Here is a 23,025-nt window from a genome sequence, read left to right on the forward strand (position 1 = left end):
GGGGCCGCAGCCGCCGCGGCGCCAGCGGCGGCCGCGCGCGGAACCGCCGGGCTGCCGCCACGGCCGGGCGCCGGGGCCGCAGCCCCGGGCCTCGCCGCCGCCTCGAACGCGACGGCCGCCGCCCCGGACGCTGCGCGGCAAGAGCCTGCGGGCGGCATCAGGCCCTCCCGGCACAGGTGGTGGGCGCGGCGCCCGCACGCCACCAAAGCCCCCCTTACTCCCGGCGACAGCCCAGCCGTATCGGGCCCTGCCGCGCGGCAGGGCGCCGGGCGTCGTGGCTCGCCGCTCGGCCGAGGGCCCTCGCGGGCGCCCCGGGGGTGGGTGGCGTGGGCCGCGGGGCCCGCGGTGCGGGGGCCCTGGCTGGTGGCGATGCTGGTGACGGGGGTCGTCGCGGCCGGGGCCGCGCGGGCCGCGGGGGTTTCCGGGGTGCGGCCGCTGTTGCTGGTGCTCGCGCCCGTACTGCCGTCCGCCGGGGTGGCCGTCTCGTACGGGCGGCACGCCGATCCGATGCATGAGCTCGCCGCGTCCACGCCGTCCGGCGGGCTGCGGCTGCTGCTGACCCGTACGGCGGCCGTGCTCGCCGTGTCCGTGCCGCTGCTGACCCTCGTCGGGCAGCTGCTGCCCGCGGCCGCCGGGGCGCCCGCCGCCTCGGCCTGGCTGTTGCCGGGGCTCGCGCTCACGCTCGCCGCGCTCGCCCTCGCCTCGTACGTCGGCTGCCGGATCGCCACCTGCGCGGTCACCGCGGGCTGGCTGCTGGCCGTCGGCGCCCCGGCGCTCCTCGCGGGCCCGGCCGACGGTGAACGCGTCCCCCTCGCGGAGGCCGTGTCCGACTCCCTCGCCGCCGTCCTCTCCGGCCCCGCCGCCCAGAGCTGCTGGGCAGCGACGGCGGCGCTGTGCGCGGGGCTGCTGGCCCTGCGCCGTACTTCCTTCGACCACCTGGAGCGCATGTGAACAGCGCCGTCTCCGTGCACGGGCTGACGGTCCGGCACCGCAGGACCACCGCCCTCGACGCCGTCGACCTCGCCTTCGGCACCGGCGTACACGGCCTGCTCGGCCCCAATGGCGCGGGCAAGACCTCCCTGATCCGCGTCCTCGCGACCGTCGCCCCGCCCACCTCCGGGCGGGTGGAACTGCTCGGCGGCGATGTCTCGGCGCCCGCGCACCGCACCGCCGTACGCCGCGGGCTGGGCTATCTGCCGCAGGAGTTCGGCTACTACCCGGGCTTCACGGTGCGCGAATTCGTCGCGTACGTGGCGTGGCTGAAGGAGATGGAGCGCGCCGCCGCGCCCGCCGCCGTGGAGCGCGCGGTCGCGCGGGTCGGGCTGGCCGACCGCATCGACGCGAAGATCCGCACCCTGTCGGGCGGCATGGTGCGCCGCGTCGGCATCGCCCAGGCGATCGTCAACGACCCGGATCTGCTGCTCCTCGACGAACCGACGGCCGGGCTCGACCCGGAGCAGCGGGTGGACTTCCGGGCGCTGCTGCGGGAGCTGGGCCGCGACGCGACGGTGATCGTCTCGACCCATCTGGTCGAGGACGTCGCCGCGGCCTGTACGGAGGTCACGCTGATCGGCGCGGGCCGGGTGGCCTACCGCGGCACGCCGCACGCCCTGGCCGCGCTCGGCGAGGAGGCGGGGGCGGAGGACTTCGGCGACAACCCGATCGAGCGCGGCTACGCCGTGGCCCTGCGGCGCCACCGGTCCGGCGCGGCCGCTACGGCTTCCGGATGGTCGGTGACCCGATGAGCCGGACGACCATGATCCGCCCCCCGCGCGCCACGCACTCCAGGCGCGCCATCGCCCTCCCGCGCACCGCGCGCCCCTTGCGCACCGAACTCCGCCGCGGCATCGGCCCGGCCGTGGGCGTCGCGACGCTGGCCGCCCTGTTGTTCGCCGCGTACGAAAAGGCCGACGACTGGCTGACCGGCTGGTCGGACACGGCGGACATGCTGCGCACGGCGGGGCTGCTGCTCGGCGCACCGCTGGCGGCGGCGGCCGCATGCTGGCAGGGCGGGCGGGAGCGCCGACGAGGTACGGAGGAGCTGCTGGCCACGGCCGCGCGCCCGCGCCTCCGGCGGACCCTGCTGGCCGCGGCGCCCGCCATCCTGTGGCCGGTCGCCGGATATCTGCTCACGACCGCCGTGTGCCTGTCGGTGACCTGGCAGTACGCAAGCTACGGCGGCCCGTACGCATCGCTGATCGCGGCCGACGCGACGGCGATCGCCGCGATCGCCGCGCTGGGGTTCCTCGCCGGCCGGCTCGTGCCGTGGCGGCTGGCCCCGCCCCTGGTGGCCTTCGTCGTCTTCGCCGTCGACCCCTTTATCGCCAACCAGGACTCCCCCGTCGCATGGCTGAGCCCCGGCAAGGAGCACATCTACTCCTGGGACCGGCCGGTGTGGTGGTTCGGCCCCGCCTCGATGGTGTGGACGGCCGGGCTCGCGGCGGCGGCGCTGCTGGCCTACGCCGCCCGCCGCCGCGCCCGCGCGCTGGCGCTCGCGCCGCTCACCGCGGCGGCCGCCGCGGCCGTCCTGATCGCGCAGACGGGCGACGGCGTATGGCGCCCGGACCCGGCGAGCGCCGCGCTGGTCTGCGACGACGGCGCCCCGCGCGTCTGCGTCACGCGGGCGCACAGCAGGATGCTGCCGGACGCGTCCGCGGCACTGGCCGGGCTGACGGCGAAGCTGCGCACCGTACCGAACGCGCCCACCCGCATCGTCGAGAGCCTGGACGACAGCGAGGCGCGCCGCACCGACGCCCCGCTGTCCGGCGTGGAGTACTACTTCCGGCGCAACCGGATCGTCGAGCCGGAGATGTTCGCGGCCAACGCCGCCCTCGGCGCCACCACGGCGCCGTCCTGCCCGGGCATCTCGGACGAGGACCGCTACAACGATCTCAGCGAGGCCGTGGCCGAGTGGCTGGCGCCGATGCCCCGGCCCGAGCCGCCCGTCGGCCAGGACGCACCGGGCTACACCCGTGATCTGGAGAGGCTGAAAGCGATGCCCGACCGAGAGCGCACCCGCTGGCTCGGCACCTACTTCGCCGCCGCGCGCTCCTGCCGGCTGGAGCAGGTGACGGCGCCATGAGCCTGCTGCTGTACGCGCGCTCGCGTGCCCTGCCCATGACCGTCGCCGTCCTGGCCGCTGCCTGGCCCACCACCGCCTGGCTCGCGGACTGGGTCGTGGCGCACTCCGACCTCGGCCCGCGGGCCCGGCTGCCTGTCGTCGTCCTCGCACCGCTGCTGGTCTCGGCCGCGATCGGGGCGAGCCTGTACACCCACAGCGAGGAGCTGGACCGGACGGCCGTACGCCCCTGGTGGCCGCGGCGCGCCTGCCAGTTGCTGCTGCTCACGGCGGTGGCGGCGGGGCTGCTGGCGATGGCCGTCCCGGGCGACTCGCAGGTGTACGGGGCGTACGCCATGGCCCGTAACGTCCTGGGCTCCGTGGGGGTCACCGCCCTGGCCGCCGCGCTCATCGGCGCCCGGCTGAGCTGGCTGCCGATGCTGGTGCACACCAGCGCGGTCTACTTCACCGCGCGGGCCGAACCGGGTGGCTCCGGCGCGGTCTGGGCCTGGTCGGTCCAGCCGGGGCCGCAGCGGGCGGCGTGGTGGACGGCGGCCGCGCTGTTCGCCGCGGGCAGCTGCCTCTACGCGCTGCGCGGCGCCCGCCCGGAGGGCCCCGGCTCGCGCCGCTGAACCTCACGCCGCTGAACGGCCCGCCGCACGTACGGCCAGCACAGGACGCCGGTCGTCAGGGCGAGCAGATGGCCCCAGTCGGTGAGCGGATCGGCGAACTCCACCAGGTCCAGGACCAGCGCCAGCGTGATCCCGCCGAGCAGCGTCCAGCGCAGCCGGGGCCACAGCAGCCCGGCGAGCGCGCCGGTGCAGGCGAGCAGCCCGTAGCTGATGCCGTAGTCGAGCCGGCGCAGCGAGCTGTCGGGCAGGTGTCCGGCGGCGACCGAGGCGGCCACGGGCAGCTCGGTCAGCAGCGTCGCCAGCACATGCCCGAGCAGAAACACCCCGGCGGTCCGCCAGCCGCCCAGCCGCCGCTCCAGCGCCCCGACCACGAGGAGGAAGGCCAGGATGTACGGCATCAGCACCCCGCCCGCGACCCACACCGCGCTGGCGACCAGCACCAGCACCGGGCGATCGGCGAGGTTCACGACGTCGGTGCTGGAGTGGGTCAGGATGTCGTGCACCAGGTCCGGGTCCGCGAGCCGGGCGAACAGCCCGGTGACGACCAGGACCACGGCGTAACCGAGCGTGAACGGCGTCCGCGCCGGACTGGGCACGATCCGCGCCCACGTACGTACGGCGCGCGGGGCCCGGGTCGGGGCCGGGGAGAGCTGTGGTGTGGCGGCGTCGGGGGCCGCTGGGCCGGAGAGGGAGGCCGTGGCCGCGCGGCGCGCGGCGGCGCGGCAACGCTTCGGCGGGCGCAGAGCCCGGCGTGGTTCACCGGCCGCCGTACCGGCCGCTCGTGTCTCCGTCACGCCGACGCTCCTTCCTCTTGCCGTCCCGGCCCTCTCCTCGCCATCCCGTCACAACAACGGCCGGGTCGCATTTCATGTCACCAGCCCCGCAGTTGTGAACGCCGCCACAACCGTCCTGGGCCGGCTCGGCCCCGATGGGTAGATTCGCCCTCAGCAGCCCGAAGCCCCAGCAGCCCCCAAGCCCCGGCAGCCCCGGAAGGACCTCGCCCCCCGTGCACCCGCCGTACGACACCGCAGCCGACCCCGACCGCCCCGTGACCCTCGACCGTCGCGAGGGCCCGTACGGCGAGGTGGTGCTGCGGCGGCGCGGCGCGGGGGACCCCGGCACCGGCACCGGCACCGGCACCGCACAGCCCGTCTTCGAGATCATCGCCAATGGGTGCTTCCTGATGGACACCTCCGACGGCCGCTCCGAGCGCCTTCTGATCCGCGCCGCGCTGAACGCCCTGCCCGCCGGCCGCCAGGCGCCCGCGCTGCTGATCGGCGGCCTGGGCGTCGGGTTCTCGCTGGCCGAGGCGGCGGCCGAGCCGCGGTGGGGCCGGATCGCGGTGGTGGAGCGCGAGGAGGCGGTCATCGACTGGCACCGCACCGGCCCGCTGGGCCGGATCTCCGCCGCCGCGCTCGCCGATCCCCGTACCGAGGTCATCCGGGCCGATCTGGTCGCCCATCTGCACTCGGGCACGACAGCCGAGCGCTACGACGCGCTCTGCCTGGACATCGACAACGGCCCCGACTGGACGGTCACCGAGGACAACGACGGCCTCTACTCCCCCGCGGGTCTCGCCGCCTGCCGTACCCGCCTCGCCCCGGGCGGAGTGCTCGCGGTATGGTCCGCCCAGCCCTCGTCCGCCTTCGAGGAGGCTCTCCGGAATGCCGGTTTCACGGGGGTGCGGACCGAAGAGATCAGCGTTGCCCGAGGTGTCCCGGACGTGGTTCACCTCGCGATTCGAGGCGCGTAGCCGAGCCGCGTAGGCTGCCTTTACGCTGCTTGCCAGCGCGCGCGGCCGGGCAATTGACCAGCCAGGAGCCGCGGTTTCACGGAACAAAGCAGGGGCGGGCGCATGGAGCAGACTCACAGCAGCCACAACGGAGCCGCCACGACCACGCCGGGAGCACAGCGCCGGGTCCTGGTCGTCGAGGACGATCCGACCATAGTGGACGCCATCGCGGCCCGGCTGCGCGCCGAGGGGTTCCAGGTACAGACGGCCGGGGACGGCCCGGCGGCCGTCGATACGGCCGAGGCGTGGCAGCCGGATCTGCTGGTGCTCGATGTGATGCTGCCCGGGTTCGACGGTCTGGAGGTCTGCCGCCGGGTGCAGGCCAGGCGCCCGGTGCCGGTGCTGATGCTCACCGCGCGCGACGACGAGACCGACATGCTGGTGGGCCTGGGTGTCGGCGCCGACGACTACATGACCAAGCCGTTCTCCATGCGGGAACTGGCCGCGCGGGTGCATGTGCTGCTCAGACGCGTCGAGCGGGCGGCGCTTGCCGCGCACACCCCGCGCAGCGGCATTCTTCGCCTGGGCGAGCTGGAGATCGACCACGCGCAGCGCCGGGTGCGGGTGCGCAACGTGGATGTGCACCTCACCCCGACCGAGTTCGATCTGCTGGTCTGTCTGGCCAACACGCCGCGTGCGGTGCTCTCCCGGGAGCAGCTGCTCGCGGAGGTCTGGGACTGGGCGGACGCCTCGGGCACCCGGACCGTGGACAGCCATATCAAGGCGCTGCGCCGGAAGATCGGCGCGGAGCGGATCCGTACGGTGCACGGCGTGGGATACGCCCTGGAGACCCCGGCGGCATGAGGCCCTCGGGCCGCCGGACGGCCGTCTGGAGCCGCGAGAAATGGCGCCGCATGACCTGGCGCCGCGAGACCTGGCGCCGTGAGGTCTGGCGCCGCGAGAAATGGCGCCACACCTGGCGTGAGACCTGGCGCGCCGCCTGGGGCCGCCAGTGGGACCGGCTGTGGGACCGGCTGTGGGAGGCCCTGAAGCCGTTCGACCCGTACCGGTCGGTGAAGGCCGCGCTGGGCGCGCTGGTCATCGGCTCGGTGATCATCACGACCCTGCTGGTGTTCGCCGCGATGCACTCGGACACCGAGCTGCGTATCATCACCATCTTCTCGATCATCGCCTCACTGCTGATCACCCAGTTCGTGGCGCACGGTCTGACCGCCCCGCTGGACGAGATGACCGAGGTCACCCGGGCGATGGCGCACGGCGACTACACCCGCCGGGTGAGCGCGGCCCAGCGGGGGGACGAGTTCGGCGCCCTGGCGACCTCGTTCAACCGGATGGCCGCCGACCTGGAGGCGGTGGACACCCAGCGCAAGGAGATGGTCGCGAACGTCTCCCATGAGCTGCGCACGCCGATCGCGGCACTACGCGCGGTCCTGGAGAACGTCGTGGACGGGGTATCGGAGGCCGACCCGGAGACGATGCGCATCGCGCTGCGCCAGACCGAGCGGCTGGGCCGGCTGGTCGAGCAGCTGCTCGACCTGTCCCGGCTGGACAAGGGTGTGGTGCCGCTGTACGCGCGGCGCTTCGAGGTCTGGCCGTATCTGGCCGGGATCCTCAAGGAGGCCAGCATGGCCAAGAGCGCGTACGCGGCCGGCAGCTCGGGCGCGCACGCCCGCAAGGACGTGCACCTCAACCTGGACGTCTTCCCGTCCGACCTGGCCGGGCACGCCGATGTGGAGCGGCTGCACCAGGTCGTGGCGAATCTCATCGACAACGCCGTGAAGCACTCCCCGGCGCACGGCCGCGTCACCGTACGGGCGCGGCGCGGCGAGGGGCCGGAGAGCCTGGAGCTGGAGGTCCTGGACGAGGGCCCGGGGATCCCGGAGGCGGAGCGCCACCGGGTCTTCGAGCGCTTCAACCGGGGCGGCCCGTCCGCTCAGGGCGGAAAGCCGGGCGCGCCGCGCGGGCCCGGACAGGGCAGCGACGGCGGTACGGGTCTCGGGCTGGCCATCGCACGGTGGGCGGTGGATCTGCACGGGGGGCGGATAGGCGTGGCCGAGTCGCCCCGGGGCTGCCGGATCAAGGTCAGCCTGCCGGGGACCCACTCCAAAGAGCCCTGAGACCACCCAGCGGCCGCCGGCAGACCACTGACGGGCCGCTGGTCTCTGGCAGATCTTCTAGACGAACCCGAGCCCCACAGAGATCAAAATTGACGTAAAGTCGTCAACGACGGCGCACATGCGTCGACGGTCGCGCACATCCGAGCGGGTGTGGGCGCATTTTCGCGTTCCCATCGCGCACCAGAACCAGCGGTGATTCCCGCCACCTCAGGCCCCGAAACCAGCCGATCAATGTGACTTGCGCGACGATGACCAGTGCGGCCTGCACGTAAGGGTCCGAGAGGCGTAGCCTTTATTCCCGCTGTCCACCACCTTTAGGAAGCGGAAGAGGGCGGTTGCCGCCGTGTCGCCACAGTCCCCCAACAGTTCGAGCGTCTCGACCGACCAGCAGGACGGTCAGGGGAGTAACCCTGCCGCCGCGTTCGGCCCCAACGAGTGGCTCGTCGACGAGATCTACCAGCAGTACCTCCAGGACCCGAACTCGGTCGACCGAGCCTGGTGGGACTTCTTCGCCGACTACAAGCCGGGCCAGGACACCAGCTCCGCGGTGGCCGAGTCCGCGACGGCCCCGCCGGCCCCGGCCGCTGCGGGGGCGGCCGGTACCGGCGCCGCCGCGCCGGCCCCGGTGAGCAACGGTGCCGCGCCGGCTCCGGCGAAGCCCGCCGCCCCGGCCGCGCCGCCCGCCGCTCAGGCCGTCCCGGCCCCGGCGCCGGTGAAGCCCGCGGCTCCGGCCCCGGCCGCCGCTCCGGCGAAGGCCGCGCCCGCGAAGGCCGCAGCCGCGCCCGCCGCCAAGGCCGCCGAACCGGCCGCCCCGGGCGCCGGTCCGGAGTACGTCACGCTGCGTGGCCCCTCGGCCGCCGTCGCGAAGAACATGAACGCCAGCCTCCAGCTGCCGACGGCCACCTCCGTGCGCGCCGTCCCGGTCAAGCTGCTGTTCGACAACCGCATCGTCATCAACAACCACCTCAAGCGCGCCCGCGGCGGCAAGGTGTCCTTCACGCACCTGATCGGCTACGCCATGGTGCAGGCGCTGAAGGCGATGCCCTCGATGAACCACTCGTTCACCGAGAAGGACGGCAAGCCGACCCTGGTCAAGCCCGAGCACGTCAACCTCGGCCTCGCCATCGACCTGGTCAAGCCCAACGGCGACCGCCAGCTCGTCGTCGCGGCGATCAAGAAGGCCGAGACGCTGAACTTCTTCGAGTTCTGGCAGGCCTACGAGGACATCGTCCGCCGCGCCCGCGCGAACAAGCTGACGATGGAGGACTTCACCGGCGTCACGGCCTCCCTCACCAACCCGGGCGGCATCGGCACCGTGCACTCCGTGCCGCGGCTGATGCCCGGACAGGGCCTGATCATCGGCGTCGGCGCCATGGAGTACCCGGCCGAGTTCCAGGGCACGTCGCAGGACACCCTGAACAAGCTGGGCATCTCCAAGGTCATGACGCTGACCAGCACCTATGACCACCGGGTGATCCAGGGCGCCGCCTCCGGCGAGTTCCTGCGGATCATGAGCCAGCTGCTGCTCGGCGAGAACGACTTCTACGACGAGATCTTCAAGGCGCTGCGGATCCCGTACGAGCCGGTCCGCTGGCTGCGCGACATCGACGTCTCGCACGACGACGACGTCACCAAGGCCGCGCGCGTCTTCGACCTGATCCACTCCTACCGGGTCCGCGGCCACGTCATGGCCGACACCGACCCGCTGGAGTACCGCCAGCGCAAGCACCCTGACCTGGACATCATCGAGCACGGGCTCACCCTGTGGGACCTGGAGCGCGAGTTCGCGGTCGGCGGCTTCGCGGGCAAGACGATGATGAACCTGCGCGACATCCTGGGCGTGCTGCGCGACTCGTACTGCCGCACCACCGGCATCGAGTTCATGCACATCCAGGACCCGAAGCAGCGCAAGTGGATCCAGGACCGCGTGGAGCGCCCGCACGCCAAGCCGGAGCGCGACGAGCAGCTGCGGATCCTGCGCCGGCTCAACGCGGCCGAGGCGTTCGAGACCTTCCTGCAGACGAAGTACGTCGGCCAGAAGCGCTTCTCGCTGGAGGGCGGCGAGTCCGTCATCCCGCTGCTCGACGCGGTGCTGGACGCGGCCGCCGAGTCGCGCCTGGACGAGGTCGTCATCGGCATGGCCCACCGCGGCCGGCTCAACGTCCTCGCCAACATCGTCGGCAAGTCGTACGCGCAGATCTTCCGCGAGTTCGAGGGCAACCTCGACCCGAAGTCGATGCACGGCTCCGGCGACGTGAAGTACCACCTGGGCGCCGAGGGCACCTTCACCGGCCTGGACGGCGAGCAGATCGCCGTCTCGCTGACCGCCAACCCCTCCCACCTGGAGGCGGTGGACCCGGTCCTGGAGGGCGTGGTCCGCGCCAAGCAGGACATCATCGGCAAGGCCGGCACCGACTTCACCGTCCTGCCCGTCGCCCTGCACGGCGACGCCGCCTTCGCGGGCCAGGGCGTCGTGGCCGAGACGCTGAACATGTCGCAGCTGCGCGGCTACCGCACCGGCGGCACCGTGCACATCGTCATCAACAACCAGGTCGGCTTCACCGCCGCCCCGGCCGCGTCCCGCTCCTCGATGTACGCCACGGACGTCGCGCGCATGATCGAGGCGCCGATCTTCCACGTCAACGGCGACGACCCGGAGGCCGTGGTGCGCGTCGCGCGCCTCGCCTTCGAGTTCCGCCAGGCGTTCAACAAGGACGTGGTCATCGACCTCATCTGCTACCGCCGCCGCGGTCACAACGAGACCGACAACCCCGGCTTCACCCAGCCGCTGATGTACGACCTGATCGACAAGAAGCGCTCGGTGCGCAAGCTCTACACCGAGTCGCTGATCGGTCGCGGCGACATCACCCTGGAAGAGGCCGAGCAGGCGCTGCAGGACTTCCAGGGCCAGCTGGAGAAGGTCTTCACCGAGGTCCGCGACGCCACCTCGCAGCCGACCCCGACCGCGGTCCCCGAGCCTCAGCCGGAGTTCCCGGTGGCGGTCTCCACGGCCGTCAGCCAGGAGGTCGTCAAGCGGATCGCCGAGTCCCAGGTCAACATCCCCGACCGGATCACCGTCCACCCGCGGCTGTACCCGCAGCTCCAGCGGCGCGCGGCGATGATCGAGGACGACACGATCGACTGGGGCATGGGCGAGACCCTGGCCATCGGCTCGCTGCTGATGGAGGGCACCCCCGTCCGGCTGGCCGGCCAGGACTCCCGCCGCGGCACCTTCGGCCAGCGCCACGCGGTGCTGGTGGACCGGGAGACCGGTGAGGACTACACCCCGCTGCTCTACCTCAACGACGAGCAGGCCCGTTACAACGTCTACGACTCGCTGCTCAGCGAGTACGCGGCGATGGGCTTCGAGTACGGCTACTCGCTGGCCCGGCCGGACGCGCTGGTCATGTGGGAGGCCCAGTTCGGTGACTTCGTCAACGGCGCGCAGACGATCGTCGACGAGTTCATCAGCTCGGCCGAGCAGAAGTGGGGCCAGACCTCCGGCGTCACGCTGCTGCTCCCGCACGGCTACGAGGGCCAGGGCCCGGACCACTCCTCGGCCCGTATCGAGCGCTTCCTCCAGCTGTGCGGGCAGAACAACATGACTGTCGCCGCGCCGACGCTGCCGTCGAACTACTTCCACCTGCTGCGCTGGCAGGTCCACAACCCGCACCACAAGCCGCTGGTCGTCTTCACCCCGAAGTCGATGCTGCGTCTGAAGGCGGCGGCCTCCAAGACCGAGGAGTTCCTGAACGGCGCCTTCCGCCCGGTCATCGGGGACGAGACGGTCGACCCGGCCGCGGTCCGCAAGGTCGTCTTCACCTCCGGCAAGGTCTACTACGACCTGGCCGCCGAGCGGGACAAGCGCGGGCTGACGGACACGGCCATCATCCGGCTGGAGCGGCTGTACCCGCTGCCGGGCGCCGAGCTGCAGGCCGAGATCGCCAAGTACTCCGGCGTCCAGAAGTTCGTCTGGGCGCAGGAGGAGCCGGCGAACCAGGGCGCGTGGCCGTTCGTCGCGCTCAACCTGATCGACCACCTGGAGCTCTCGGTGGGCGCGGACCTGCCGGCCTCCGAGCGGCTCGTCCGGGTGTCCCGGCCGCACTCCTCCTCCCCGGCGGTGGGGTCGAACAAGCGGCACCAGGCGGAGCAGCAGGCGCTGGTCAACGAGGTCTTCGAGATCTGACCTGCCCTGAGGCTGTCAGCCGTAGCTGTACGGAAGGCCCGGCTCCCGCGCGATGCGGGGCCGGGCCTTCCGGCTTCCGGGCCGACGCCGAGATGTGACGGACCGGGCTCAGGCCGAGGATGGGAGCAGAGGTGCGCCCATGAACTACTTCGCCGCCGCAGGGCCGGTTCGCCGTTCGGCAGCCGCCGTCTCGGCGCGTCTGGAGCCGTCCCTCCTCGCCGTCACGGCAGCTGCTCTGACGGCCGGCGGTGTGGCCTGGGCCGTCGGTGCCGGCAGCCTCGCGGACCTGTTGTGGGGCCTGGGGACAGTGTCCGCCATTGTCCCGGCGGTGGGGTGGGTCGTGGCCGCGTTGCGGCGCGGTCGCGCGGGCGTGGACCTGATCGCGGTTCTCGCCCTCGGCGGCACCCTGGCCGTGCACGAGTACCTGGCCGGCGCGCTGATCGCGCTGATGCTGGCCACCGGCCGCACTCTCGAAGCCGCAGCGGGGCGGCGCGCCTCCCACGATGTACGGGCCCTTGTGGAACGCGCGCCGCGCACGGCCCGGCGCCTCACCGACGCCGGGGCGCGCACGGTTCCGCTTGCCGAGGTGGAAGTCGGTGACCTGCTCGTGGTGGGCCCAGGGGAAGTGGTCCCGGTCGACGGCCGCGTGGAGAGCGCCATCGCCGTGTTGGACGAGTCGGTGCTCACCGGGGAGGCCCTGCACATCGAGCGACCGAGGGACGAAGCCGTACGCAGCGGGGTGGTCAACGCGGGCGGCGCCTTCAATCTGAGGGCCACCGCCACTGAGCAGGACAGCGCTTATGCCGAGATCGTGAGGCTGGCTCGGCAGGCCGGTGCGGCGTCCGCTCCCGTGGTTCGCCTGGCCGACCGGTACGCGGCCTGGTTCCTGCCGCTGTCCCTGGCGGTGGCCGGGCTGGCCTGGCTTCTGAGCGGCTCCGCGGTACGGGCGGTGGCGGTCCTGGTGGTCGCCACCCCGTGCCCGCTGCTGCTGGCCGCGCCGGTCGCGATCGTCTCCGGCCTGTCCCGCGCCTCACGCCTGGGTGTGGTGATCCGCGGTGGCGGCGCGCTGGAGAACCTCGGCCGAGCCCGCACCGTGCTGCTGGACAAGACCGGCACCCTCACCGGCGGCCGTCCTCGTGTCCTTGACGTCGCTGCCGCACCGGGGTGGAAGCCGGCGCAGGTGCTGCGCCTGGCGGCTTCAGTCGACCAGTACTCCCCGCATGTGCTGGCCCATGCCATCGTCGACGCCGCCCGGGAACGCGGACTGGAGCTGCCCGTGGTGGCGGACGTCACCGAGGACCCCGGCCGGGGCGCCTCGGGCACCGTGGACGGGCATCGGGCGTCCATCGGCCGGATCGACACCGCGGGTGCTGCGCCGTCCTGGGCCAGAGGCGTGGACAACCGCGCACTGCTCGACGGTGCGGCCGTCGCCTGGCTGACCGTCGACGGGCACGTGGCCGGCGCCGTCCTCCTTCGCGATCCGATACGCTCCGACGCCCCCAGAACCCTGCGCCACCTGCGGACGGCGGGCATCGAGCGGATCATGATGCTCACAGGTGACCGGGCCGAGCCCGCGCACGAGGTCGCCGCCGTCCTCGGTCTCGACGGCGTACGGGCCGAGCTCGGCCCCGCGCACAAGGTCGCCGCGGTCCGCGCCGAACGCGACCGCGCCGTCACCGTCATGGTCGGCGACGGCGTCAACGACGCCCCCGCGCTCGCCGCGGCGGACGTCGGGGTGGCCATGGGCGCCCGTGGCTCCACCGCCTCCTCCGAAGCCGCCGACATCGTCCTGACCACCGACCGCGTGGACCGCCTCGCCGATGCCGTCGCCATCGCCGAACGCGCCCGGCGCATCGCCGTGCAGAGCGCGCTGGGCGGCATGCTGATGTCGCTCGCCGCCATGGCCGCGGCCGCCGCCGGCCTGCTCCCGCCCGCCGCCGGCGCCCTGCTCCAGGAGGGCATCGACGTCGCGGTCATCCTCAACGCCCTGCGGGCCCTGCGCGTCGACCAGGCGGCGCGACCAGCTCTCACCCCGGCCGCCGAAGCGCTCATCCACCGCTTCGCGGCCGAACACGATGACCTTCAGGACGTCCTCGAGGCGGTACGCGCCGCCGCCGACCGCCTCTCCGACAGCCCCGGCCCGAAGGCACTCGCCGCCGTCGAGGAGACGCACCGGCTTTTGACCGAACGGCTCCTGCCGCACGAGTACGCCGAGGAGCACCAGCTCTACCCTGCGCTCGCTCCCACGCTCGGCGGTCCCGAGACCACCGCCACCATGAGCCGCGCCCATACCGAGATCGAGCGTCTTTCCCGGCGTATCGCCACGCACCTGCACCTGGCCCACGCCCGCGGCGGCCTGGACGCCGGACAACTCGACGATCTGCGCTCCTGTCTCTACGGACTGCACACCGTCCTGCGACTGCATTTCTCCCAGGAGGAGGAGAGCTACTTCTCCTTGGCCCCATGACATGAAGCGTCGGCGGCAACCGACCGTTCACCGCCCTCCGGGCACTGCTCCATACGCGCGCACGCCCTCCGCACGTCGACACATCTGCCACACAATGCCCGAAGCAATGGATATGTGACCGAACGCGCCTTGTGCGCACCCGCCGGAGGAGATCCCGTGAATGTTGGGCTGATCAACGGCCTTCCCGGCCATCCCCTCTTCGTTCACGGCGCAGCGGTGCTGGTCCCGCTGACGGCGCTGGCGCTCGTGATCTGTGCGCCGTGGCCTGCGGCGGCGCGCAGGCTCAGCCTGGTGCTTCCGATCATGGGGGTGGTCACTCTTGTTCTGGTCGTGCTGACCACCGAATCCGGCGAGTGGCTGGAGGACCGAGTGCGGGAGACTTCGGCGCTGGAGGAACATGCCGAGATGGGACCCAGTCTCACTCCATGGGCGATCGCCCTGTTCGTGCTGACGGTCGCCGTATGGCTGCTCGGCCACTTCGGCCTTCGCCGGGAACGAGAGCGCAGCGGGGAGGGCGACAGCCCCACCGGGGGCGGGGCGTCCACGGTGGCCCGGGTGGCCTCTGCCCTGCCGGTGCGTGTCGTGGCGCTGGTGATCGCCCTGGTCGTGGCCGTCGGCGCGGTCATCCAGGTGTACCGGATCGGCGACTCGGGTGCGAGGGCGGCCTGGCAGGGCCGTTTCTCGACAAGCCGGTCCGGCCCCGGGCGGTAACGCGGCAGCAGCCGCGTCAGGGGCGGTCCGGCCGGCCTGTGCGCGGCGTCGGCCGGCCGGACCGCCTCGCGTGATGTGCGACCGGTCTCCGAGCGCGGCCGAGGCCGTCAGTGCAGCCGGTTGAGTGCCTGCTGGAAGGCCGCCGCGTGCTTGGCTTCGTCGGCGGCGGTGTCGCGGAAGTAGCGCGCGGCGGCGGTGTCGCCGACCGCGGTGGCCCGCTTGGCGAAGCCCGGGTAGAGGACGGTGGCTTCGTTGCGCTCTCCGGTGACGGCCTTGCGCAGGTTCGTCTTCGTGGTGCGGACCAGACCGGCCAGGACCGCTTCGCCGGCGAAGTGCTCATGCAACTCGACGCGGGCGGTGCCCTCGAACAGCCGGGCCAGCGCGATGTTGCCGGTCTGCCGCGCACGGGCGGCGAACAGCCTGTACTTGGCGTGGGCGAGTGCCTCACCGTGCATCGCGGTGTCGAGGTTGGCCTTCGTCCGGTTGGCCTTCACCTTCGGCGGCCCCGCGGGCACCGGCACCATGTCGGCTTTCGGCGGCGCCGGGATGGTGCCGCGGCCGGTGGTCACGACCGTGAGCGCGGTGCGGTAGGCGCCGCGGTGGCGGCCTTCGTCCGCGGCGATCTCGGTGAACAGCTTGGCAGCCGCCAGGTCTCCGTCCGTGCGGGCCTGAGCCGCGAAGCCGCGGTACATGACCTGGTGCTCGTAGGTCTCGCCGTTGATGGCCTGGCGCAGGTTGGCCGCGTTCGATCCGACCGTTCCGGCCAGGGTGGCGGCCTGGTGCAGGTGCTCGTTCAGCTCGGTCCGCGCCGTGCCACGGAAGAGCTTGCCGACGGCCGGGTATGCCTGGCGGTCGGCTTCGACAGCGAAGAGGCTGTAGGAGGCGTAGGCGAACGCCTCCCCCTTCATGGCGGTGGCCAGGTCGGAGAGAGTCCGCGGGTGCACGGCCCGGGCGGCAGTGTGCGTGACCTGCCGGTGACCGACCGCCACCGCCAGGGCCACGGGGGTGGCAGCCGGCGCGGTCGCTGTCAGCGTGCACAGGCCGATCACAAGCGTGCGTATCGAGTGGCGGAACATGACGTCCTCCTTCGGGGCACTTCTGGGTGCGGGTGCCCCCTCCTCATGCCACTCGCACAGCCGCACCACCGCCGATCAGCGACCTTTACGACGGAATACGCACGGTCAAATCGTGTGCCTTTCACCGATGCGCTCCGCTCGTCTCAGCAGGCCGCGTTCCTGCCGGAGCCCCCGCTTCCCACGCCCGCGCCGCCTCAGGCCGCGGCTCGTTGTCTCCTGCTCTTGCGGAACAGCAGCAGGCCCCACGTCACCAGCAGCACGCCGCCGCCGGCCGCGCCGAGGCCGATCGCGAGCATCTCCGTCTCCATCGGTGGATGGGAGGTCCTGCTGGTGCCGGTCGGCGACGCGAAGTGCTTGACACTTCCCTTGTACGGCTTCGGCGCGGTGTCGACCTCCGGCGGGTTCGCCGCCGCGCGCACCGCGGCCGCGGCGTTGATCTGGCCGGCACCGACGAGCGCGTTGTGCCCGCCTGCCGGATGGTCGGCCGTGCGCATCAGGATCGCGCGGGTCTGCGCCGGGGTCAGGTCCGGGTTCTTCGCCAGCATCAGCGCGGTGACACCGGCGGCGAGCGCCGCGGCCGGGGAGGTGCCGTTGATCTGCTGGTAGCCGCCGTCCTTGTCGGCGCTGGTGATGCCGACGCCGGGGGCGGCGATGGTGTTGTGGGTGCGCACCGTGGAGAAGTCGGCGCGCTGACCACCGGGCTTGGTCGCGGCGACGGAGATCACTTCCGCGTACCCCGCGGGGAAGTTGCCGTCGTTGAGCTCGTCTCCGCTGTTGCCCGCGCTGGCCAGTACGGTGACGCCCTTTTGCACAGCACGGGCTATGGCTGACACTTCGGTTCCGTCCAGGTCGCCGAACAGGCCTCCGCCGAGGGACAGCGAGATCACGTCGGCGTTGTTCTCCACCGCGAAATCGATGCCCTTCGCGAGCGGACTGACACCGTCCTTCAGTCGCTCGAACTTCTCTTCCTTGCTGTCGTTGATCACCCGAGCGGTGATGATCTTGGCCTTGGGCGCGACCTTGAGGACGTCCGAGACCATGGCGGTGCCGTGCTCGCCGTACCCGGCGTCACCGGACTTGAGGCCGTCGGAGTCGTAGAAATCGGGGCCGACCTTGGTCACCCGGCCCTTGAGCGCCGGGTGGTCGGGATTGATGCCGCTGTCCAGCACCGCCACGGTCACGCCTTCGCCCTGGGTGGCCTTGTGCGCCGCGGGCAGGCCGAGGGCGGCCGACTCCCAGCCGGCCGGGGCGTTCTCGGCGGCTGCGGCGGGGACCGCGCCCCAGGAGAGAGCCGCGCCTATGAGGACCGTCAGGGCGGCACCGCTGACGGTGGTGTTGCGTATGGATCGGGTGCTCACCGCGGGTCTCCCGTCTGCAGGCGATCGATATGGGCGCGGAAGAGACCGACGAGGTCTTCGGCATTGGCGTGCCAGGACTCGCGGTCGGTGTCGTTGCCGCCGTACTCACCCCATTCGCCGGGCAGAACACCCGCGACGTAGCCGTCCACGGAGCCGATGCTGGCACCCAGGACGTACGGCAGGTTCTCGCCGTAGGCCGCGGTGACGTAGGCGCCGTTGCGGTCCTTCCACTTGGCGGCCAGGGTGCCGGGCACCGCGTACGGAGCGACCGCGCCGTCGGAGCTGCGCTTGTCCTCGAAGGCCGTGACGACCTTCTCCTTCGGCCCGCCCTCGGCAGGGCCCTCGGGTAGCACCACGAGCGCGACCGTCGCGACCATGTTCCCGGTGGAGTCGACATATGTGGCGCGCAGGACCGCCTTGCAGCCATTGTCCTTGGCAGCCTTCAGCGTGTGGCGCGTGAGGCCCTTGTCGCAGTCGGTCTCCGGTGAGATCCCCACGCGGTTCCACAACGCTTGCTTACGGTCGTAAAGCCCACCGTTGTAGCCACCACGGCCGCCGAGCGTCGCCGGGAACACCTTGTCCACCGGTTCGTCACGCCATATCACGTTGCCGTATGCGTAATTCGGCAGCTTCTGCTGGTAGTTGCTGTACGTGTGAGCGGTGAGCGCGCCACCGCCGATGAGCAGCAGCGCTCCGACGGCAGCGAGCACCGAACCCAGCACCTTCCGGCCACCGCCACCATCTCCGGAACCCCGGTTCGGCGGGGGCTGCGGCGGCCAGGGCGCCTGTCCGGGAGGCGGGACCGCTGCGCCAGGGGGCGGCACGGCGGCGCCCGGGGGCAAGAAGGCAGCGCCCGGGGGCGGCGCGGACGGCATCGGCGGCTGCTGAGGATACGGATACGGATTCGGATTCGGACTGCCCGGGGTGACAGGCGGCGGGTAGGACATCTGGACTCCCAATCCCCCCATAAAGACTTTCTGATGGGAGCGGCCGCCCTCCCCTAGCTGCGGAAATGCTCAGCTCACCGGCCCGGCCGCGACGTTCCCGGCGAGGATACGGCAGGCGGTGGCGGCCGAAGGCGTTGCCCCTGGTCCTCTGGTCCTCGCCGGGGAAGTGGCCGTCACCACGTCAGACATGGGCTGCGGCGGGCCGGGAGTCGACGGCCTCGGTGGCGCGCTCAGCCACCGGCTCGCCCACCCGCTCCGGCGCGGGCCGACGCAGCCCCAGCGCGACCAGAGCAGTGACCACGATCCCCGCCGCCGCGACGAAGACCGCCGTACGCAGCCCATCCGTGGTGGCCGCGCGCAGCGCCTCGCCGCGCTGCCCGTCGAGGCCCGCGCCCGCGACCGCGACCAGCAGGGCGAGCCCCACCGCGCCGCCGACCTGCTGGCTGGTCGAGGCGACACCCGACGCGGCGCCCTGCTCCTGGGGCGCCACCCCGAGGGCGGCGGCCCCGAACATCAGGGTGTAGCCCGCGCCCTGGCCAAGACCCATGACCACCAGCCCGGGGACCAGCGCGAGGTACGAGGCGTCGACGGCCATCGAGGCCCCGACCACCACGGTGCCCACCGCACCGACCACCAGCCCCGCGATCAGCACCGCGCGAATGCCGTACCGCGTCGCCAGGCGTCCGGCGGTCTGCGAGCCCACCGCGATCGCGACCATGGGGACCAGGCACGCCAGCCCGGCGGGCAGTGCGTCGTAGCCGTGCACGCCCTGGAATTGACGTCCTCACCCACGTGAACGTGGGTGATTCCCGCCTGCCCGGCCGCGTGCGGCGGTGGGGCTTCGGGTGGGTTCCTGGTTCGACGAGCGCTGCCCCGGCGTGCGGGGCCTGACGTGCTCTCCACAGGCGTTTTGACGCTCCGCCTCGCGCCGCATTTCAGCGGCGCGTTTCCGTCCAGCGGCGCGTATGTTGACCTCGGCGTTCTCATCCCGGTCATGGCGAGTGCCGCACCCTGTGCAGGTCCAGGCGCGGACGTGGAGCTGTTGGCGGCCCTTGGGGCCGGTGAGGCGTCCGCACCTCGGGTTGGAGCACAGTTGGGTGGAGGGGAACCACCGTGACACTTTCACGAAAGTCCGCCCATACCGTGTGCACTTGGCTTCGAGGGTGCGGGCGAAGGTGCCGAGAGACTGATCGTGGACGCTTTTGCCGAGCCTGCCGCGCCGGGTGGCCATGCCCTTCACGTTCAGGTCCTCCACATAGACCGCTTGGCTCTGACGGACGATGCGGGTGGTCTCCTGCTCGATGAAGTCGCGCCGCTGGTCGGCGATGCGGGCATGGATCCTGGCGATGGTCTGCCGGGCCTTGCGCCGGTTGTTCGATCCCTTCTGCTTGCGGGACACAGCGCGCTGGGCGCGCCTGAGTTTGCGTTCCTGACGGCGGAAAAACTTCGGGGAGGCGATCTTCCGGCGGCGCAGCACCGCGTAGGAGGACAGGCCCACGTCGATCCCGGTGTCCGTCTCCTCCACATCCAGCTCGGGCCAGGGCTTGTCCTCCGCCTCGACCACGAAGCTGGCGAAGTATCTGCCGGACGGGTCCTTGATGATGGTCACGGACGAGGGCTCGGAGGGCAGCTGGCGGGACCAGCGCACCTGGAGGTCGCCGATCTTCGGCAGCCGCAGCTTCCCGCCTTCGGTGATGGACCAGCGGGCGTTCGCGGTGAACCGGATCGCCTGCCGGGCGGTCTTCTTCTTCGTCTTCGGCGGGCCCATCGCCGGGCCGCGCCGGGTGCCGTTCTTCGAGGCGAAGAAGTTGCTGTAGGCACTCTCCAGGTCGCGCAGGGACTGCTGAAGCACCACCGCAGACACCTCACCGAGCCACGCCCGCTCGGACGTCTTCTTCGCCTCGGTGATAACCCGCTTGGACAACTCGGCCGCCTTCGGACGAGGCAGGCCCTTGGCGTGGGCGTCGCGGCGCAGGCGGAGGGCGTCGTTCCATACGACGCGGGCACACCCGAACGCCCTCGCCAACCTGCCGCACTGCGAAGCGCTCGGGTACGCACGGAAGGAGTACCTGAGCTTCATACCGATCACCGTACGACGGCTGGTTTATGACCCAGCATGGATCGATCAGAACTGGCAGCCATTGCCCTTTCTCTCGCATGTGCTTTTGGATTGCGCAATGAAGTACGACACAAAATGTTCACCGACGCGCACCTGACGCGCATGCGTGAACTCCCCCACCGAAGGCCGGTGGGCGGTGCTCCGCTGTCGATCGTGGAGTGGCGGCGGTACGTGATGGAGCCGTGGCTCCGGGTCCGGCTCAGTTGCTCGTACGGCGCCCGGCGAGCTCGTCCTGCCACACGGGGCTCTCGAAGTAGTGGTTGTCGTACGTCTCGGAGCTCGCGCGAATCTCCTGCACGCTCGCCTCGCCCCGGTACACGCGCTCCAGCAGCCGGTAGTAGTCAAAGCGGTGCAGCCCCGGCGTGAACACCACCAGCAACTCCGCGGTGCTGTCCGCCGCCGGCGCGAACGCGTGCGGGACGGTCGGCGGCACGGTCAGGAAGTCACTCTTGCCGAGGATGTGCACCTCGTCGCCGACCAGGATGCGCATCGTTCCGTCGAGCACGAAGAACATCTCGGTGGCCTTGGTGTGGAAGTGCGCCGGAGCCCCGGGCGACCCCTTCTCGAAGGTCGCCTTGTTCGCGGTGAGCGCCCCGTCGGTCACGCCCGCGTCGGCGAGCAGCGTGATCAGGCTGGTGGCGCCGTCCTGAAGCGTCTTGGCCTGGTCGGCGCGGACGAGGACGGGGGCGGTGGGGGTGGTGTTGATGTTCATGGTGGCTCCTAGCTGCTCGTGGCGGATGTCCCCTTGACACCAACAAAGCTAGGTCGCCGAAAGACCCACTGGATGGTTCATTAAGGCGTCGATTCAGTGGGTCAATTTGGGGGGCGCCAGCAGCTCCCCGGCCGTCGCGCGGGCCTCACTGTTGGATGCTTCCGTCGCACATCTATTACGCGATGGGTGCTAGCAGGCCTACCATTCGCACGGGCGTACGACCGTCGCCCAAGAATTCGACGAGGCTGATCCAAACCACCATGGAGGTCTGCGACTCATGCCAACCACCCCCGACCTGAGCACGGCTGTGTGGCGCAAGTCCAGCTACAGCAACACCCAAGGGGGCGACTGCATAGAGGTCGCCGACGGCATACCCGGGATAGTCCCGCTCCGCGACAGCAAGAACCCCGAGGGCCCTGCCCTGATCTTCGAAGCCGCCACCTGGGCCTCGTTCGTCCAGGTCGTCAAGCACGGGGAGTTCCGCCCCGCCTGATCCTCGCGCCTGGACGGCTTTGCGGCGGATGGGACGCGGACACGCCGTGGCGTCGGCGTGTCCGTGTCCTGGTCCGGCCACCGCCACTTCAGACGGGCAGCTCCCACTGATGACCACGATCCGGGTCCGCGTGCCATACGACCTGCTGGTCAGCGGTCATCGTGAGCCCGAACTCGCAAAGCTCCGGCTCCCCAGCCGCCCGCCACCACTGATACGCGCCTGCCACATCCGCGAACAAGTCACGCGGGCCCCACTGTTGAACGCTTCCGTCGCATACGTACGCCCACGAGTCGGCCGTGGTGAACCACCACGCGTCGCCCTCCCGGTCGGCATGCACACCGGGAAGCCGGAGGCCCAACGCGAACCGTGCGTGAAAGTTGTCGTCCAGGAACGACAAGTCGAGGTCGGTACGGCTGTCGCGGCTCTCCTCCCAGGATTCGACGGTGTACACGTCCCTGAGCAGGGATTTCGGGCGCCGCTGCCCCCGAAGATCCATGAACGACATCGGGTGCCCGAAGTGTCCGCTCGCGGAACCGCCGTCCTCCGACACCCGCAGGCAGGCCATCCCATGAGGCTGGAGCGTCGTCTTCCACGGGGTGACGATCAGGCCACCGGGCCGGGTCTGCTCGACCCACGCGAACGGAACGTGGTGCAGCGACGCCGTGCACAACACTCGGTCGTACGGTGCGCCGCCCGCCCAACCGCACTCACCGTCGCCCGCCACCACGCGCGGCAGATACCCGGCTGCGGCCAGCCGCCGAACGGCCCCCTCCGCCAGCCCAGCGTCCACCTCGACCGACACAACGTTCGCCTCCCCGGCCCGCTCGCAGAGCAGCGCGGCGTTGTAGCCGGTGCCGGTGCCGATTTCGAGCACCTTCAGACCGGGGCGCACATCCGCGGCGGCGAGCATGGTGAACACCGCGTTCGGGGCGCTGATCGAGCTGGTGGGCAGGGCTCCTCGCGCGTCCGCGTCTCTGCCGTCGACCTGCCCGTCGTCCACCTGTGTGACCAAGGGGTGCAGCGGGTCGTACACCAACGCGGCCCAGGTGTCCGGTTCATCGGAGGCGTGAAGCGGTCGGTAAGCGTCCTCCCACCACACCCATACGGTGTCGGGCACGAACGCATGGCGCGGCACCTTGAGGAAGGTCTCGCGCATCCAGGGCGCGGGAAACCCGTCCAGGCCGCCAATGATCTCGGCGGCCTGAACGCGCAGTTCATCGAGGATCATTTGCGGTGCGTCCCGCTCCCAGGATTCGACACATCCGGGTGCTGACTGTCGCTGTCACTCGGCGACGGCTCCTTCGGCTGAGGGTTGGGGGCTGGTGGCTTTCCGTGGTTACCCATCGGCTTTCCTTCCTTTCGTCGATTCCAACGCACGGCTCCAGGCGCCTCCCCG

The 23,025-nt window shown here is 71.7% G+C and carries 19 protein-coding genes; 11 read left to right on the top strand and 8 right to left on the bottom strand.

What is annotated here, in order from left to right; genetic code table 11:
* The 4 genes from ACFV2X_RS47085 to ACFV2X_RS47100 form a co-directional block, all read left to right on the top strand.
* Window positions 1-951: zf-HC2 domain-containing protein (locus ACFV2X_RS47085; protein WP_385628449.1), on the top strand; the 951-nt coding region annotated here is incomplete at its 5' end.
* Complete coding sequence (locus tag ACFV2X_RS47090) at window positions 948-1,745, top strand: ABC transporter ATP-binding protein (RefSeq protein WP_385628451.1); 798 nt, start codon at window positions 948-950, stop codon at window positions 1,743-1,745. The genes ACFV2X_RS47085 and ACFV2X_RS47090, both read left to right, overlap by 4 nt.
* 11 nt (window positions 1,746-1,756) lie before the next feature.
* A complete protein-coding gene (locus ACFV2X_RS47095) occupies window positions 1,757-3,082 on the top strand; it encodes a hypothetical protein (protein WP_385628453.1) in 1,326 nt (441 codons plus the stop codon).
* Window positions 3,079-3,690, top strand: coding sequence for a hypothetical protein (locus ACFV2X_RS47100; RefSeq protein WP_385628456.1), 612 nt, complete (start codon window positions 3,079-3,081; stop codon window positions 3,688-3,690). Before ACFV2X_RS47095 ends, ACFV2X_RS47100 begins: the two co-directional genes overlap by 4 nt.
* Here the strand turns inward: ACFV2X_RS47100 and ACFV2X_RS47105 are convergent.
* The gene (locus ACFV2X_RS47105) at window positions 3,642-4,484 is read right to left on the bottom strand and encodes a rhomboid-like protein (RefSeq protein ID WP_385628458.1); all 843 of its coding nucleotides are present in this window, start codon (window positions 4,482-4,484) and stop codon (window positions 3,642-3,644) included. The two genes, ACFV2X_RS47100 and ACFV2X_RS47105, sit on opposite strands and share 49 nt — an antisense overlap.
* A 212-nt stretch (window positions 4,485-4,696) precedes the next feature.
* On the opposite strand from ACFV2X_RS47105, the gene ACFV2X_RS47110 reads away from it, so the two are divergent.
* The 6 genes from ACFV2X_RS47110 to ACFV2X_RS47135 all read left to right on the top strand — a co-directional run bounded on the left by ACFV2X_RS47110 (window position 4,697) and on the right by ACFV2X_RS47135 (window position 14,924).
* Window positions 4,697-5,443 (top strand): spermidine synthase, encoded by a 747-nt coding sequence (locus ACFV2X_RS47110; protein WP_385628461.1) that lies wholly within the window; start codon window positions 4,697-4,699, stop codon window positions 5,441-5,443.
* Between the two features lie 102 nt (window positions 5,444-5,545).
* Window positions 5,546-6,286: a response regulator transcription factor gene (locus ACFV2X_RS47115; RefSeq protein WP_089514274.1), complete on the top strand. Its 741-nt coding sequence runs from the start codon at window positions 5,546-5,548 to the stop codon at window positions 6,284-6,286.
* A 50-nt stretch (window positions 6,287-6,336) separates the two neighbouring features.
* A complete protein-coding gene (locus tag ACFV2X_RS47120) occupies window positions 6,337-7,560 on the top strand; it encodes a sensor histidine kinase (protein WP_385628464.1) in 1,224 nt (407 codons plus the stop codon).
* 343 nt (window positions 7,561-7,903) lie between these two features.
* Entirely contained in the window at window positions 7,904-11,746 is a 3,843-nt protein-coding gene (locus ACFV2X_RS47125) for a multifunctional oxoglutarate decarboxylase/oxoglutarate dehydrogenase thiamine pyrophosphate-binding subunit/dihydrolipoyllysine-residue succinyltransferase subunit (RefSeq protein WP_385628465.1), read from the top strand.
* Window positions 11,747-11,885: 139 nt separating this feature from the next.
* Window positions 11,886-14,213 (top strand): heavy metal translocating P-type ATPase, encoded by a 2,328-nt coding sequence (locus tag ACFV2X_RS47130; protein ID WP_385628468.1) that lies wholly within the window; start codon window positions 11,886-11,888, stop codon window positions 14,211-14,213.
* Window positions 14,214-14,369: 156 nt separating this feature from the next.
* Window positions 14,370-14,924 (top strand): hypothetical protein, encoded by a 555-nt coding sequence (locus ACFV2X_RS47135; protein ID WP_385628469.1) that lies wholly within the window; start codon window positions 14,370-14,372, stop codon window positions 14,922-14,924.
* A gap of 107 nt (window positions 14,925-15,031) precedes the next feature.
* On the opposite strand, the gene ACFV2X_RS47140 is transcribed toward ACFV2X_RS47135, so the two are convergent.
* From ACFV2X_RS47140 to ACFV2X_RS47165, 6 genes are all read right to left on the bottom strand, one after another.
* Window positions 15,032-16,000, bottom strand: a complete 969-nt coding sequence (locus ACFV2X_RS47140; protein ID WP_385628472.1) for a ferritin family protein — start codon at window positions 15,998-16,000, stop codon at window positions 15,032-15,034.
* A 194-nt stretch (window positions 16,001-16,194) separates the two neighbouring features.
* Complete coding sequence (locus tag ACFV2X_RS47145; protein WP_385628473.1) at window positions 16,195-17,358, bottom strand: S8 family serine peptidase; 1,164 nt, start codon at window positions 17,356-17,358, stop codon at window positions 16,195-16,197.
* Window positions 17,355-18,068: a hypothetical protein gene (locus ACFV2X_RS47150; protein ID WP_385628475.1), complete on the bottom strand. Its 714-nt coding sequence runs from the start codon at window positions 18,066-18,068 to the stop codon at window positions 17,355-17,357. The genes ACFV2X_RS47145 and ACFV2X_RS47150 overlap by 4 nt, the downstream gene beginning before the upstream one ends.
* Window positions 18,069-18,486: 418 nt before the next feature.
* Entirely contained in the window at window positions 18,487-19,071 is a 585-nt protein-coding gene (locus tag ACFV2X_RS47155) for an MFS transporter (protein ID WP_385628478.1), read from the bottom strand.
* A gap of 18 nt (window positions 19,072-19,089) precedes the next feature.
* Window positions 19,090-20,385 carry an RNA-guided endonuclease InsQ/TnpB family protein gene (locus tag ACFV2X_RS47160; protein WP_385628480.1) on the bottom strand — a complete coding sequence of 432 codons (1,296 nt, stop codon included), beginning with the start codon at window positions 20,383-20,385 and terminating at the stop codon, window positions 19,090-19,092.
* Between the two features lie 238 nt (window positions 20,386-20,623).
* The gene (locus tag ACFV2X_RS47165; RefSeq protein ID WP_385628482.1) at window positions 20,624-21,136 is read right to left on the bottom strand and encodes a cupin domain-containing protein; all 513 of its coding nucleotides are present in this window, start codon (window positions 21,134-21,136) and stop codon (window positions 20,624-20,626) included.
* 277 nt (window positions 21,137-21,413) lie between these two features.
* Here ACFV2X_RS47165 and ACFV2X_RS47170 point away from each other — a divergent pair, with 277 nt between their 5' ends.
* Window positions 21,414-21,629, top strand: a complete 216-nt coding sequence (locus tag ACFV2X_RS47170; protein ID WP_385628485.1) for a DUF397 domain-containing protein — start codon at window positions 21,414-21,416, stop codon at window positions 21,627-21,629.
* A gap of 88 nt (window positions 21,630-21,717) precedes the next feature.
* Here the strand turns inward: ACFV2X_RS47170 and ACFV2X_RS47175 are convergent, their stop codons facing one another.
* The gene (locus tag ACFV2X_RS47175; RefSeq protein ID WP_385628487.1) at window positions 21,718-22,857 is read right to left on the bottom strand and encodes a methyltransferase domain-containing protein; all 1,140 of its coding nucleotides are present in this window, start codon (window positions 22,855-22,857) and stop codon (window positions 21,718-21,720) included.
* Between the last annotated feature and the right edge of the window lie 168 nt (window positions 22,858-23,025).

Source organism: Streptomyces sp. NPDC059679, assembly GCF_042734105.1.
Taxonomy (GTDB): Bacteria; Actinomycetota; Actinomycetes; order Streptomycetales; family Streptomycetaceae; genus Streptomyces.